Here is a 14,112-nt window from a genome sequence, read left to right on the forward strand (position 1 = left end):
AAATGTAAGCGGGGCGGGCCTGCGACGAAAGGCGCAGAAATCGCTTCGCTTGGGCGCAGGGTTCTGGTAGCCGTCCCCGAAATGTCCGAAATCACCCTCCCCTCCGTCACCACAGCCAAGGGCGACCTCTGGGTGTTCGGCTACGGCTCGCTGATGTGGCGGCCGGGCTTCGATTTCGAGGAGCGCGTCCCGGCGCGGCTGGTCGGCGAGCATCGCGCGCTCTGCGTCTATTCCTTCGTGCATCGCGGCACGCCGGAGAAGCCGGGCCTGGTGCTCGGACTCGACCGCGGCGGCGCCTGCCGCGGCATCGCCTTCCGTGTCGCCGAGAAGAACCGTGCCGAAGTGGTCGCCTATTTGCGCGCACGCGAGCAGGTCACCTCGGTCTATCGCGAGGTGATGCGCTCGGTGTGGCTGGAGAACGATGCACGCCAGCGCGTCGCCGCGCTCGCCTACGTCGTCGACCGCGGTCATGTGCAATATGCCGGCCGCCTCTCGCTGGCCGAGCAGCACCGCCATGTCGTCCAGGGCCACGGCCAGTCCGGCGCCAACCGCGACTACGTCACCGCGACGGTGAAGGCGATCGAGGCCGAAGGCTTTCGCGACACGCAGCTGCATCAGCTTGCATTGATGCTGCATGGTGATGCGCATTCCCTGCACACGACGGCTCCGGACGAAGATCGCGAAAGCCGCTAAAGCATGATCCGGAAAAGTGCGAAGCGGTTTTCCGGAAAGATCATGCGTAAACAACAACCCAAAGCGCGATGAAGATTCATCCCAATCTCATCGCGCTTTAGCCGGTCGGCGCGTAGCTCGGCGCCGAGCCGATCAACTGCTCTTGCTCCTTCCGCCCTGCTTCGACGAGCCGGGCGGTCGCGTCCTCGATCGCCGCTTGCACGCGTGCGAGAAACTCGTCCTTCGGCAGGCCCGGCGGCAACGGTTCGAGAAACTCGACCACCAGCGTGCCCGGATAGCGCATGAAGGTGCGGCGCGGCCAGAACAGGCCGGAATTGAGCGCGATCGGCAGGCACGGCACGCCGCAGGAGGAATAGATCTGCGCAAAGCCGGTCTTGTAATCGGGCGGCGCGCCCGGCGCACGGCGCGTGCCTTCCGGAAAGATCACGAGCTGCTTTCCACTGCGCACCGCCTCGCGCGCGCGCCGCGTCATCTCGAGCAGCGCCTTCACGCCGGCATTGCGGTCGATCGCGATCATCCCGGTCTTGACCAGGAACTGACCGAACACCGGGATCTGCATCAGCTGGCGCTTGAGGATGAAGATCGGCCGGTTGAAGAAACCCGGCAGCACGAAGGTCTCCCAGAACGACTGATGCTTGGCCACAATCAGCAGCGGTCCTGTCGGGATCTTCTCCACCCCGCGGAATTCCACCTTGATGTTGCATACCAGGCGCATCAGGACCAGCGTGGCCTTGGCCCACCATTGCGCCACCGTCAGCATGGCGCGCGGCGGCAATGCAAAGGTCGGCAGCGCAACGATCGCCAGACAGACCAACACGGCATAGAACAGCACGTTGAATACGAGCGATCGCAGGAAAATCAGGAACATCGATGGTCCGATCAATTGGCCTGCGCGGTGGCGGGCCGCTTCGGTTGCTGACCTGCAGGCTGCTCCGACATCTCGGGCCAAAGGTCAATCCCGAAATCCTCCAGCCGCACCCTGAGCTCGGCCGCAACGTACTTGACGTATTCGGACAGGAGCAGCCGCAGCGTCGAGCCTGAGATCCACCACGGCTCCTCGCGCCATTTTTCGCCGACCACCGCGAACGGGATCAGCGTCGTCCGCGGCATCGCATGCGAGAATTCCACCAGCGCGCGCGGCATGTGATAGTTCGAGGTGACCACGATCAGAGACGTAAACCGGCGCCCCTCGGCCCAGCGCCGCGCCTCCGCGGCGTTGCCGCGGGTCGAGAGCGCGGTGCGGTCGAGGTCGACGCAGCAGGTCATGAAGGACTGATTCTCCGGCAAGGTGCGGGAGATGTCGTTCGCCGTCGAGGTCGGATGCACGCCGGAAATCAGGAGCCGCCTGCCGTAGCCGGCAGCCAGCAGCTCCATCGCGTCCGATACCCGCGAGGAGCCGCCGGTCAGGACCACGATGCCGTCCGCCTTGCGATCGGGTACTTTCTCGGCCCCGCGCAATTGCGCCAGGAACGCAATGAAGCCCGCCGCCGCGCCGACGAAGGCGAGCGCGATCGTCGACACGATTGCCGCGCGCAGCCAGCCGCGCGGCAGTTTCGGCGATCGATCGTCGGTCGGCGAGCTCATGCGATGTCGGTGATCCCTTCCCGATCTGATTTTATGACGTTTTGAGGCGAAGTGGAGTCCGGTTTCTTCACCCTCTCCCCTTGTGGGAGAGGGTCGCATAGGCGGCCGCCGGCCGCCGTTCTTAAGAATGCCGATGCTTTGCATCGGCTATGGCGAAAGCGGCGAGACGGGTGAGGGGTTCTCTCCGCGCATTCACCTCGACATCTGTACGCGTGGACAGAACCCCTCCTCCGGCGCTTCGCGCCACCTTCTCCCACAAGGGGAGAAGGGAAGAAAAGAAACTCAATCAACATCATTCAATGTCGCGAACAGCGTTTGGCGCGAGGCGACTGCGGTAATGGCGCCGATCAGGACGGCCTGAACCGCGAGCACGATGTAGCCGGAAGGGCGCAGCGAGAAGGTGCCGAGCAGCGCGGCGAACTGGTCGCCGACGGGAGTCCCGGAAAACCAGCCTGCGATGGACTCGGAGAAGCCGAACATCAGCATGGCGGCACCGCCGCCGATCACGCCGCCCTCCAGGCCCAGCCTGAGGAAATGACGCAGGAAGTGGTTGGCGATGTAGCGGTCGCCGGCGCCAACGAAATGCAGCACCTCGACGATCGGACGGTTCGCCGCCATTGCGCCGCGCGTCGCGAACGACACCGAGATGATGGTTGCGACGATGACGAGCGCGAGGATGCCGAGGCCGGCCAGCACGGTGGCGTTCGTCATCAGGCGCATGCGCTCGATCCAGGCGCGGTGATCGTCGACGCTGGCGCTAGGGGCGACCTGCGCCACGCGCGCGCGCAAGGCGCCGAGATCGAGCGGCGTGCCCGGCTGCACGCGCGCGATGATCATGCGCGGCACCGGCAGATCGTCCATCGACAGGCCGGTGCCGAGCCAGGGCTCGAGCAGCTTGCCGCTCTCGTCCCTGGTGAACGGCTTGACCTCGACGATACCGGCTTGCGTGCGCATCGCTTCCGCCACGGCGGCGGTGTCGCGATCGAGATCGCGGCCGGCCTGCGGACGAATCTGGATGGTGATTTCGCTCGCGACATCCGATTGCCATTCGGCGGCGGAGGCACTCACCAGCAGCACCGTGCCCGTGGCCATCGAGGCGAGGAACGTCATGATGGCGACCACCGCGAGCAGCGCTCTGCCGTGGATCGAGGCGCGCGGCACGATCGGCGACATGTTGCGCGCCTTGGCCGGAAGCTGCGGACGCTCCTGCCCGAGATCGACCAGCACGCCGCGCTCGTCCAGCCTACTCATAGACGTGCAGCCGTCCCTGGTGCAGCACCAGGCGCCGCGCCTCGTACTGGTCCATCAGGCCGATGTCGTGGGTGGCGATGATGACGGCGGTGCCTGATTTGTTGAGCTCGATGAACAACCGCAGCAGGCGGCGGCCGAGCGTCGGATCGACGCTGCCGGTCGGCTCGTCCGCGAGCAGCAGCTGCGGCCGCGAGATCACGGCGCGCGCGATCGCGGCGCGCTGCTTCTCGCCGCCTGACAGGATCGGCGGCAGCGCGTCCATGCGGTCGCCGAGGCCGACCCAGCGCAACAGATCGATCACCTCCTTGCGGTAGCTCGACTCGCTGCGGCCCATGACGCGGAACGGCAGCGCGACGTTCTCATAGGTCGTCATGTGATCGAGCAGGCGGAAATCCTGTAGTACGATGCCGATGCGCTTGCGCAGGTCTGCGATCTCGTCCTTGCCGAGCTGCGAGATGTCGTGGCCGAACAGATTGACGAGGCCCCGCGTCGGTCGATGCGACAGGAACAACAGGCGCAGCAGCGACGTCTTGCCGGCGCCGGACGGTCCGGTGAGAAACTGGAAGGAATGCGCGGGGATCTGGAAGGTGAGGTCGCGCAAAATCTCCGGCCCCAGACCGTAACGCAATCCGACATTTTCGAACCGAACCAAGCTCAGCTCCGTTCGAGAGGAGGCGCGGGCCGCCTTGCGGCGCTCCGCCATACGCGATCAACGGGTTTTGCCGCCGTTATGGTTTCCGGTTCGTTAACGGTCGCCCAGTAGCATAAGGGGCGCCCGGTCTCCGCGACCGTGGCATCGTCAAGACCTTCGTTCATGCATCAAGGCTCGTCCATGCATATCGTCTGCCCCCATTGTATGACATCCTACGCCATCAAGCTCGCGAGCCTTGGGGCGAACGGGCGGGCGGTCCGCTGCTCCCGCTGCAAGGAGACCTGGATCGCCCACGCCGAGGATGCCATCGAGGAGGCGTCCGTTCCGGCCATGGCCGCGGCCAGCCGAGCCGACGACCAGTCCGACCTCGCCGAACAATGGAACTCCTATGCCAAGGACGACGGCGCCACTGATACGCCGGTCGTCGATAGTCCCTCGATCGCCAGCGACTGGCCGGATGAGGAGACCCGCGAGACCGAGGACGAATGGTCGGCAGCGGCCCGGCAGGCCGAAGAGGAGGCCGTCGGCGCGCAACACCAGTCCTGGTTCCGCAGCCTGTTCCCCCGCCGCGGCGCGCGGGTGAGCCGCCCGGTCGCCACCACAGCTCCGCGCAAATCCTATCTTGGCCTGCCGACCGCCTGCGCCGCGATGGGCGCGCTGGTGCTAGCACTGGTGCTCTGGCGCGGCGACGTGGTGCGGCTGCTGCCGCAGACGGCAGCGTTCTACAAGATGGTCGGGCTCGAGGTGAACTTGCGGGGTCTCGCCTTCAAGGACGTCAAGCTCTCCAGCGAGACCGTGGACGGTAAACAGGTGTTGGTGATCGAGGGCGTCATCGTCGGCGAGGGCAAGAAGCCGCTCGACATTCCGCGGCTGCGTTTTGCCGTGCGCGACGCCCAGGGCGCGGAGATCTATGCCTGGAATGCGGTGCTGGAGCAGACCGTGCTGCGGCCAGGTGAGCGCGCCTTCTTCCGCTCGCGCCTGGCCTCACCGCCGCCGGAAGGCCGCAACATCGACGTTCGTTTCTTCAACCGGCGCGACATTGCCGGCGGCAGCGTATAATCGCCCCCCAGGGGAGGTTGATACCAAGGTTCGTCTCATGCCGAAGATCTTGATCGCCGACGACGAGGATTCGATGCGCGCGCTGGTGGCGCGCGCCATTGCCATGGACGGCCACGAGACCGTCACCGCCCAGGACGGTGCAGAGGCGCTGGAGATCCTGACCCGCGAGGATGGCGCCTTCGACCTATTGCTCACCGACATCCAGATGCCGGTGATGGACGGCATCGCGCTGGCGCTCTCCGCGGCGCGCGATTTTCCCGACCTGACCATCCTGCTGATGACCGGCTTTGCCGACCAGCGCGAGCGCGCCTCGAACCTGAACGCGCTGGTGCATGACGTCGTGACCAAGCCGTTCTCGGTCGCCGATATCCGCACGGCGGTCGCCGATGCGCTGGCGGCGAAGAAGGGCTAGCGTCGGCATTCGCCACACATGCCGCTGTCATGCCCCGCCTAGTGCGCAATTGCGCACGGGGGGCGGGGCATCTAGTACGCCGCTGCTTCTCGATTCAATCACTGCGGTCTCGGCGTACTGGATCGCCCGGCCAAGCCGGGCGATGACACCGAGTGTGGAGTTAAAACTCCTTCAGCAGCCGCTCGAGATAGTCGAGCTCGATCTGCGGCCGCGAAGGATCGCCGAGACGGCGGCGGAGCTCTTCGAGAATGCGGCGGACACGCTGCGTGTCGATCTCGCCGGGAATCTTGACTGTATAATCGTCGCCATATTCGCGCCCATGCAGCGGCCGGCCGAGCGGATCGGTCTGGTTGCCGCCGCTCTGCTGCCGGCCGGCACGCTGGCCGGGGCCGTCGCCCTGGCCGTCGCCATCGCCCTGCTGCATCGCCTCGGCCATCTTCTGCGCACCCTTGCGCATGGCGTCGAGTGCCTTGCCCTGCGAGTCCACGGCGCCGTCGGCATTACCCTCGCCGAGCTTTGATCCGGCATCGCCCATGGCACCGTCGGCTGCGTCCAGGCTGCCGTCATCGCCCTGGTCGCCGTCCTGATCGCCGTTCTGGCCGGGCTGGCCCTGTTCGCCTTGCTGCCCCTTCTGGCCCTTCTGTGCCTGCTGGCCCTGCTGACCCTTCTGCCCCTTCTGGGTGAGGCCGCGCTTGGCAAGCTCGTCCTGCAGCTTCTTCAGGCGGTCGCGCAGTCCCTGCTGGTCCTGCTGCAGCTCCGACATGGACTGATCGCCCTGCTGCTGCTTGCCGCGCGAGCGGTCGCGCCGGGAGTCCTGGCCCTGCTTGAACGTCTTGTCGCGCAATTGCTGCTGCTTGCGGATCATGTCGCCGAGCTCATTGAGCGCCTGCTCCATCTCGCTCTCGCCGGACTGTCCCGGCTGCGCCATCTGCAGGCCTTCCAGCATCTGCTGGAGCTGGTCGAGCAATTGCTTGGCGGCATCCTTGTCGCCGGAGCGCGACAGGCGCTCCATCCGGTCGATCATGTTCTGCAGATCCTGCTGGCGCAGGACCTTGGTGTTCGGATCGAGCGGCCGCGCCAGCTGCTGCGGGTCATTGTTGTTGCGGAACTGCTCGGCGAGCTGACGCATGAAATCGTTCAGCGCCTGACGCAGATCCTGCGTGAGCTTCTTGATCTCCTCGTCGCTCGCGCCGCGCTCCAGCGCCTGCTTCAGCGCCTCCTGGGCCGCGCGCAACGCCTTCTCGACGTCGGAGATCTTGCCGTCCTCGATCGTCACCGCAAGCGCCCACAGGCTCGCCACGACCTCGCGCAGGGCATCGTCGGTACGCGCCGCTTCGAGCTGCCGGGCCACGCTGTGCAGGCCGAGATATTGTCCCGGCTCCGGCGTGAACATCTCGGGCGCGATCATCAGGCCGTCGAGCGCGGCATAGACGTCCGAATTCTTGTTGGCGTCGAGCGCGAGGATGCGGCGCTGCTCGATCAATGCACGGGCCAGCGGCTTGGTGAAGAGCCGCTCGGGCAGGCGCATGTTGAACGGCTCGCTGGCGGCCTCGTTGCCGGCCTCGTCCTTGGCCGTGAGCGTCAGCGTGACCTCGGCGCCGGCATAGGGATCCTCGCTGAGATCCTTCACGGATTGCCCGACGCCGTTGCGGGTGCGCGCATTCGGCAGGGCGAGCGGGAATTTCGGCGGCTGGAACAGCGGCCGCGGCGCCGTCCTGCTGTCGCCATCACCGGCGGCGGCCTTCGGACCATCCTTGGGGCCATCCTTGGCACCATCTTTGGCGTCGGTCGGCCGCGGGGCGAATTTCGCCTCGGCGCCGGTGACGCCGTAATCGTCCTCGATCTTGTAGGAGAGCTGGAGCGCGCCGCGCGCCTGGCGCTCCGGGTCCTTCGCGAGCGCGATCGTCGGCGGACGATCCGGCGTGGCGGCGAAGGCCCATTGCGGCTGGCCGGAGGGCGCCCGGACATGCGCGGTGCCGTCGCCGGAAATCGCGAAATGCCTTTCGTTGGTCCCCTTGGGGCTGGCTTCGGCCGGGGCGACCTCCTTGAGGCCGCCGGAGACGGCGACATCCAGGTTGCCGCCGGAGGAGCGCACGATCAGGGTCGAGCCGGCGGGAACGGCAAGCGGGCCGCTGGCGGGCAGCGCCGCGGCTTCCTTGTTGGCGGCCGACAGGATGACCGGCGGCCTGCCGGTGTAGAGCGGCGGCGTGACCCAGGCATCGACGCGAACATTGGCCGGCGCCAGCACCCCGTTCCAGTCGAAGGCGGCGCCAAGGCGCATCGCACGCTCGTCACCCGCGGCAAAGAAGGTCGCGACCAGCATCACCATCACGAGGGCACGCAGCGCCCAGGGGTCGTGAAGCGCGAGCCGGGGCTGCGGCACACCGGCGCGGATGCGCTTGATGGAGGCGAGCGTGCGCTCGCGCTGCGCCTGCCACAGCGCCTGCGCGACCGGGTCCTGTGAGGTCAGCGTGTCCGTGAGCGCGGTGGCCGGGCGGTGCCGGATGCCGGAGCCACGGTCGAGCCGAGCCAGCGCTTCCTCGCGGCTCGGCCAGCGGAAGCGAATCAGCGGGAACAGGGCGGCCGCCGCGATCGCGGCGAAGAGGGCGAGACCGACGGCCCTGGCCGTGAACGGCAGCGCCAGCCAGAGGCCGGCCCAGGACACCACCAGGAACAGGCCGACGACGGTCAGAAGGCGCGCCGCATTGGGCCAGGCACGCTCCCACGCGATGGCATAAGTTGCCCGATCAAGGGCCTGCGCCAGCTTCAGCCGCGACAGCGCATCGCCGTTGCGGATCGGGTCTGACGGCTCGGGGGTGAGGCCGTTCAATCAACTCTCCAGGTTGCCCGGTAGAGCAGAGCCTATCACAACGGCAGCACTGAGGCATCCGTTCCTGTACGGGAGCGCCTCCTTTTCCCGCATAACACGAGGACGTGACTGGCCGGGTGCAACCCCGTAATTTCCGCGCGCCAATCTCGAGGGAAACGAAGGAAACGCCATGGACAAGAAGATGCACGACAAGGGCCTGGAAGTCCGCAAAGCGGTGCTGGGCGAGGCCTATGTCAACAACGCCCTGAAGAACGTCGACGATTTCAACCGCCCGTTCCAGGAGATGCTCAACGAATATTGCTGGGGCACGGTGTGGGGCCGCGAGGAGCTGCCGCGCAAGACCCGCAGCATGCTCAACATCGCCATGATCGCGATCCTCAACCGTCAGCACGAGTTTCGCGCGCACCTGAAGGGCGCGCTGACCAACGGCGTCACCCGCGAGGAGATCCGCGAGATCCTGATGCAGGTCGCGATCTATGGCGGCATGCCCGCCGCGGTTGACAGCTTCCGCATCGCGCGCGAGGTGTTCGCAGAGATCGACGGGAAGGCGTGAGACCCAGCGCCAATCTCAACTGTCGTCCCGGGGCGCGCGAAGCGCGAGCCCGGGCCCCATAGCCACAGGACGATGTTGCTACGACGACTCGGAGTGGCGCCTTTGCGGGACGATTCCTCCTTGTGGTTATGGGTCCCGGACCGGCGCGCGCTTTAGGGCGCGCTTGTCCGGGACGACATCGGTGTGCGCGTTTTCAACAACCAAAGGGAAACACCATGGACATCGGATTCATCGGGCTCGGAAACATGGGTTTCCCGATGGCGCGGCGGTTGATCGAGGCGGGGCACAGGCTCGTCGTATTCGACACGCGCAAGGAGGTCATGGACAAGCTGGTCGCGCGCGGTGCCACTGCCGCGTCGTCGCCGAAGGACGTCGCTGACCAGGCCGAGACCGTGATGGCGAGTTTGCCTTCGCTGCAGGCTTCACTCGACGTCGCAACGGGAGCGAACGGCGTGATCGAGGGCAGGCGCGCCAAACGCTTCGTCGATCTCTCCACCGTCGGCTCGGCAATGGCTGTGAAGATTCACGGGCTGCTCGCCGAGCGCGGCATCGTGCAGATCGACTGTCCCGTCTCCGGCGGCGTCGGCGGCGCCGAGAAGGGCACGCTTGCCGTGATGGTGTCGGGCCCGAAAGCCGAGTTCGAGCTGCTCAAGCCCGCGCTCGAGGTGATCGGAAAGGTGTTCTTCATCGGCGAGAAGCCGGGCGCGGCGCAGACCATGAAGCTCGCCAACAATTTTCTGTCGGCCACCGCGATCGTCGCGACGTCGGAAGCCGTGGTGATGGGCGTGAAGGCCGGGCTCGATCCCGCCGTGATGATTGACGTCATCAATGCGGGCTCGGGCATGAACACCGCGAGCCGCGACAAGTTTCCGCGCGCGGTGCTGCCGCGCACCTTCGACTTCGGCTTCGCCACGGGATTGATGGTGAAGGACGTGCGGCTGGCGCTGGAGGAGATGAAGCAGCTCGGCCTGTCGATGGAAGTCGCCGACGCCGTCGGACGGTTGTGGGAAACGGTGATCAGCGCGGAAGGCGCCGAGTCCGATTTCACCGCGGCGATCAAGCCGATCGAGAAGAAAGCGGGTGTGATCGTAGGCGGAAAAAACTGACGTTCAGCGAAATAGCGCGGTCGTGCTGAATCTGCTCGACAGTTCAAGCGGTTTTGCCCGACGGCCACGCATCATTCCGAAACCCCCAGTCTACTGTGCATGGGGTTGTTTTGCAGGTTTTGGTAGCGGCCTCACAGCCACGGCGCCGGCGTGTCCATAGCAATGAGCTGCTCCACCTCGATGCGCGGGCGCACCACGGCGTATTGGTCGCCCTTCACCAGCACCTCGGGCACCAGCGGCCGGGTGTTGTAGGTGCCGGCCTGCACGGCGCCATAGGCACCGGCGGTCATGATGGCGAGGAGATCGCCGGGCGCGGGCGTCGGCAGCGTGCGGTCGAGGGCGAGATAATCGCCGGTCTCGCAGACCGGGCCGACGACATCGGCCTTGATGGTGGCGGCGCCCTTGGCGGGCTGCTTCACCGCCAGGATGTCGTGATGCGCCTCGTACAGTGTCGGGCGGATCAGGTCGTTCATGGCCGCGTCGATGATGACGAAATTCTTGCCGTCGCCGTGCTTCACATAGATCACCTTGGCGACCAGAATGCCGGCATTGCCGACGATCATGCGGCCCGGCTCGAACATCAGTGTGCAGCCGAGATTGTGGCTGACGCGCCTGACCATGGCGGCATAGGCGGCGGGCGCAGGCGGCGCCTCGCGATCCATGTAATAGGGGATGCCGAGACCGCCGCCGAAATCGACGTGGCTGATGTCGTGGCCGTCCGCCCGAAGGGTCTGCACGAATTCGGAGAGGATGCGGAACGCGGTCTCCATGCCGGACAGGTCGGTGATCTGGCTGCCGATATGCACGTCGGTGCCGGTCACCTTGATTCCGGGCAGCTTCGCCGCGCGCGCATAGACCTCGCGGGCATGCACGATCGGGATGCCGAACTTGTTCTCGGACTTGCCGGTGGAGATCTTTGCGTGCGTGCCGGCATCGACGTCGGGATTGACGCGGAGCGAGATGCGCGCGGTCTTGCCCATCTCGGTCGCCAGGCGCGACAGCAGCTCGAGCTCCGGCTCGGATTCGACGTTGAGGCAGAGGATGTCGGCGGCGAGCGCCGCGCGCAGCTCTGCCTCGGTCTTGCCGACGCCGGAGAAGACGATCTTGCTGGCGGGAATGCCGGCGGCCAAAGCGCGCTTCAGCTCGCCGCCCGAAACCACGTCGGCGCCGGCGCCGAGCTTGGCCAGCGTCCGCAGCACCGACTGGTTGGAGTTCGCCTTCATGGCGTAGCAGACCAGCACCTTCTCGCCGGCAAAGGCCTCGGTGAAGACGCGGTAATGCCGCTCCAGCGTTGCGGTCGAATAGCAGTAGAACGGCGTGCCGACGGTGGCGGCCAGCTCGGACAGGTTCACCGCCTCGGCGTGCAGCACGCCGTTGCGATAGTCGAAATGGTTCATGGCGCAGGCTCGGTTGTCCCGGCTTATTTCTTGCCGGGAGGTTCGTCCAGGAGCGGGTCGAGAATAAACGATTTCTTCCGGCCCTTGGCCGCCGCGGGCGCGGCATCCGCGCTGGCCGTGGGTTCGAACAGGCTCGGCGCCTTCTGGGCCGCGGTCTCGGGCTCGACGGGTGCGGCGCCGGTGGCTGCGGGGGCGTTGGAGGCGGTCGGCGGCAGATCCAGCGGGCCCTTGCGGCCGCAACCTGCAAGCGCGAGCGCCGTCAGGCTCAAGACAATGATGGCCCACCCCGAGCCGGCCGGGCGAAACTTTGACGTCACGACGAAAATCCCCACTACGCGCGGCGCACCATACAGAGATTGGCGCGTTCTGGCGAGAGCCGGATGACCATGAAACATAAGCGAAATTTTGCCCTCAGCCCAATTTTCGCTCTTTTTCCAGCCGCTTCGCCCAGGCCTTGGCCTGGGACGCCACGTTCTTCGGCGCGGTGCCGCCAAAGCTGGTGCGGCTCTTCACCGACGATTCGACCGACAGCACGCCGAGCACGTCCTTGGTGATTTTGGGCTCGATCGCCTGCATTTCCTTGAGCGGCAGCTCGTGCAGCGCGACGCCCCCCTCGGCGGCCTTGGCGACGATGCGGCCCGTGACGTGGTGCGCCTCGCGGAACGGCATCTTCAGCGTCCGCACCAGCCAGTCGGCGAGGTCGGTCGCCGTGGCATAGCCCTCGCCCGCGGCCGCCTTCATCTTGGCTTCGTCCGGAACGAGATCACGGACCATGCCGGTCATGGCGCGGATTGCCAGCGACAGCGCGGCAAAACCCTCCATGGCGCCCTGCTTGTCCTCCTGCATGTCCTTTTGATAGGCGAGCGGCAGGCCCTTCATGACGATCAGGAGGCCGTTGAGCGCGCCGATGACGCGGCCGGTCTTGGCGCGCACCAGCTCGGCGGCATCCGGGTTGCGCTTCTGCGGCATGATCGAGGATCCCGTGGTGAACTTGTCGCTGAGCCGGATCATGCCGACCAGCGGCGAGGTCCAGATCACGATCTCCTCGGCAAAGCGCGACATGTGCACGGCGCAGATCGAGGCGGCCGACAGCGTCTCCAGCACGAAATCGCGGTCGGAGACGGCATCGAGCGAGTTCGCCATCGGGCGGTCGAACAGGAGCGCCTTCGCGGTGGCATGGCGGTCGATCGGGAACGAGGTGCCGGCGAGCGCAGCCGCGCCCAGCGGCGATTCGTTCAGGCGCTTGCGGGCGTCCTGGAAGCGGCCGCGGTCGCGCGCCGCCATCTCGACATAAGCCAGCAGGTGATGGCCGAACGTGACGGGCTGCGCCGTTTGCAGATGCGTGAAGCCGGGCATCACGGTTGCGGCGTGCTCCAGCGCGCGGTCCACCAGGGCCTGCTGGAACGCGGCGAGCGCGGCATCGGTCTCGTCGATGACGTCGCGGACGAACAGACGGAAGTCGGTGGCGACCTGGTCGTTGCGCGAACGCGCGGTGTGCAGCCTTCCGGCGGCCGGGCCGATCAGCTCCGACAGGCGGCTCTCGACATTCATATGGATGTCCTCGAGCGCGCGCTTGAATTCGAAGCCGCCCTTGCCGATCTCTGACAGGATTGTGTCTAGACCCTTGCCGATATTTTTCGCATCAGAAGCCGTGATGATGCCCTGATTGGCCAACATCGCGGCGTGGGCCTTGGACGCGGCAATGTCCTGGGCGAAGAGGTGACGATCGACGTCGATGGAGACGTTGATCTCTTCCATGATCTCGTCGGGGCGTTCCGAGAACCGGCCGCCCCACATCTTGTTGCTCATGATCCCCTGCTCACGCCTGATTTGCCGCACGTTTGCTGGCCGCGGCCAGCCGTATTAAGAGGCCCCTGATAGCCATATCTGCGACCGGATGACAAACGATATGCTCGACCAGAAGCCCTCCGCCACGCGCCGCATCCCCTTCGTCATCGCCGCCGTGGCGATCGTCGGGCTGGCCGGCTTCGCCGCGCTGTACGGGCTCGGCCCGAGCCGGGCGCCCTTGGGCGATCCGACCTGCAAGGCGGCGGTGGCGACGGCGCAGAAGATCGCCCCGCTTGCCCATGGCGAGGTGGCGGCGCTGACCATGGCAAGCGCCCCGCTGAAGCTGCCCGACCTCACCTTCGAGGATGCCGAGGGCAAGCCGAAGAAGCTGTCCGACTTCCGCGGCAAGACCCTGCTGGTGAACCTCTGGGCCACCTGGTGCGTGCCCTGCCGCAAGGAGATGCCGGCGCTGGACGAGCTCCAGGGCAAGCTATCGGGCCCGAATTTCGAGGTGGTGGCGATCAACATCGACACCCGCGACCTGGAGAAGCCGAAAACCTTCCTGAAAGAGGCCAACCTGACCCGGCTCGCCTATTTCAGCGACCACAAAGCCAAGGTGTTCCAGGATCTTAAGGCCGTGGGACGGGCACTGGGCATGCCCACCTCCGTGCTGGTCGACCCTCACGGGTGTGAAATCGCGACGATCGCGGGGCCGGCGGAATGGGCGAGTGAGGACGCGCTCAAGCTGATCCGCGCGGCAACCGGCAAGGCCACCGCGGCGCTTTAA

At 66.3% G+C, this 14,112-nt stretch carries 14 protein-coding genes; 6 read left to right on the forward strand and 8 right to left on the reverse strand.

Annotated features, from left to right (window positions below; translation table 11 throughout):
* Positions 1 to 81 precede the first annotated feature (81 nt).
* Entirely contained in the window at positions 82 to 693 is a 612-nt protein-coding gene (locus I6F12_RS25640; protein ID WP_225113041.1) for a gamma-glutamylcyclotransferase, read from the forward strand.
* A gap of 97 nt (positions 694 to 790) precedes the next feature.
* On the opposite strand, the gene I6F12_RS25645 is transcribed toward I6F12_RS25640, so the two are convergent.
* From I6F12_RS25645 to ftsE, 4 genes are all read right to left on the reverse strand, one after another.
* The gene (locus I6F12_RS25645) at positions 791 to 1,561 is read right to left on the reverse strand and encodes a lysophospholipid acyltransferase family protein (protein WP_035996922.1); all 771 of its coding nucleotides are present in this window, start codon (positions 1,559 to 1,561) and stop codon (positions 791 to 793) included.
* A gap of 11 nt (positions 1,562 to 1,572) precedes the next feature.
* On the reverse strand, positions 1,573 to 2,277 hold the full coding sequence (locus tag I6F12_RS25650) for a YdcF family protein (protein WP_225147391.1): 705 nt from the start codon (positions 2,275 to 2,277) through the stop codon (positions 1,573 to 1,575).
* A gap of 282 nt (positions 2,278 to 2,559) precedes the next feature.
* The gene (locus tag I6F12_RS25655) at positions 2,560 to 3,528 is read right to left on the reverse strand and encodes an ABC transporter permease (RefSeq protein ID WP_035996909.1); all 969 of its coding nucleotides are present in this window, start codon (positions 3,526 to 3,528) and stop codon (positions 2,560 to 2,562) included.
* Positions 3,521 to 4,180, reverse strand: coding sequence for a cell division ATP-binding protein FtsE (ftsE, locus tag I6F12_RS25660; RefSeq protein WP_057028593.1), 660 nt, complete (start codon positions 4,178 to 4,180; stop codon positions 3,521 to 3,523). The genes I6F12_RS25655 and ftsE overlap by 8 nt, the downstream gene beginning before the upstream one ends.
* 180 nt (positions 4,181 to 4,360) lie before the next feature.
* On the opposite strand from ftsE, the gene I6F12_RS25665 reads away from it, so the two are divergent.
* Together I6F12_RS25665 and I6F12_RS25670 are read left to right on the forward strand one after the other, a co-directional pair.
* Complete coding sequence (locus I6F12_RS25665; protein WP_225128574.1) at positions 4,361 to 5,239, forward strand: MJ0042-type zinc finger domain-containing protein; 879 nt, start codon at positions 4,361 to 4,363, stop codon at positions 5,237 to 5,239.
* A 37-nt stretch (positions 5,240 to 5,276) separates the two neighbouring features.
* On the forward strand, positions 5,277 to 5,651 hold the full coding sequence (locus I6F12_RS25670; RefSeq protein ID WP_035996894.1) for a response regulator: 375 nt from the start codon (positions 5,277 to 5,279) through the stop codon (positions 5,649 to 5,651).
* A gap of 160 nt (positions 5,652 to 5,811) precedes the next feature.
* Here the strand turns inward: I6F12_RS25670 and I6F12_RS25675 are convergent, their stop codons facing one another.
* Positions 5,812 to 8,481, reverse strand: coding sequence for a TIGR02302 family protein (locus I6F12_RS25675; protein ID WP_225157514.1), 2,670 nt, complete (start codon positions 8,479 to 8,481; stop codon positions 5,812 to 5,814).
* 169 nt (positions 8,482 to 8,650) lie between these two features.
* Here I6F12_RS25675 and I6F12_RS25680 point away from each other — a divergent pair, with 169 nt between their 5' ends.
* Together I6F12_RS25680 and I6F12_RS25685 are read left to right on the forward strand one after the other, a co-directional pair.
* Positions 8,651 to 9,034 (forward strand): carboxymuconolactone decarboxylase family protein, encoded by a 384-nt coding sequence (locus tag I6F12_RS25680; protein WP_028134137.1) that lies wholly within the window; start codon positions 8,651 to 8,653, stop codon positions 9,032 to 9,034.
* A 215-nt stretch (positions 9,035 to 9,249) separates the two neighbouring features.
* On the forward strand, positions 9,250 to 10,140 hold the full coding sequence (locus I6F12_RS25685; protein ID WP_225157515.1) for an NAD(P)-dependent oxidoreductase: 891 nt from the start codon (positions 9,250 to 9,252) through the stop codon (positions 10,138 to 10,140).
* 131 nt (positions 10,141 to 10,271) lie between these two features.
* Here I6F12_RS25685 and lysA read toward each other — a convergent pair whose 3' ends face one another.
* The 3 genes from lysA to argH form a co-directional block, all read right to left on the reverse strand.
* Positions 10,272 to 11,537 carry a diaminopimelate decarboxylase gene (lysA, locus tag I6F12_RS25690; protein ID WP_035996848.1) on the reverse strand — a complete coding sequence of 422 codons (1,266 nt, stop codon included), beginning with the start codon at positions 11,535 to 11,537 and terminating at the stop codon, positions 10,272 to 10,274.
* 23 nt (positions 11,538 to 11,560) lie between these two features.
* Positions 11,561 to 11,854 (reverse strand): lipoprotein, encoded by a 294-nt coding sequence (locus I6F12_RS25695; protein ID WP_035996882.1) that lies wholly within the window; start codon positions 11,852 to 11,854, stop codon positions 11,561 to 11,563.
* Between the two features lie 94 nt (positions 11,855 to 11,948).
* Positions 11,949 to 13,346, reverse strand: a complete 1,398-nt coding sequence (gene argH, locus I6F12_RS25700) for an argininosuccinate lyase (RefSeq protein ID WP_225128567.1) — start codon at positions 13,344 to 13,346, stop codon at positions 11,949 to 11,951.
* A gap of 100 nt (positions 13,347 to 13,446) precedes the next feature.
* Here argH and I6F12_RS25705 point away from each other — a divergent pair, with 100 nt between their 5' ends.
* On the forward strand, positions 13,447 to 14,112 hold the full coding sequence (locus I6F12_RS25705; RefSeq protein ID WP_225157612.1) for a TlpA disulfide reductase family protein: 666 nt from the start codon (positions 13,447 to 13,449) through the stop codon (positions 14,110 to 14,112).

It is taken from the genome of Bradyrhizobium sp. IC4059, assembly GCF_020193615.1.
Lineage (GTDB): Bacteria > Pseudomonadota > Alphaproteobacteria > Rhizobiales > Xanthobacteraceae > Bradyrhizobium > Bradyrhizobium yuanmingense.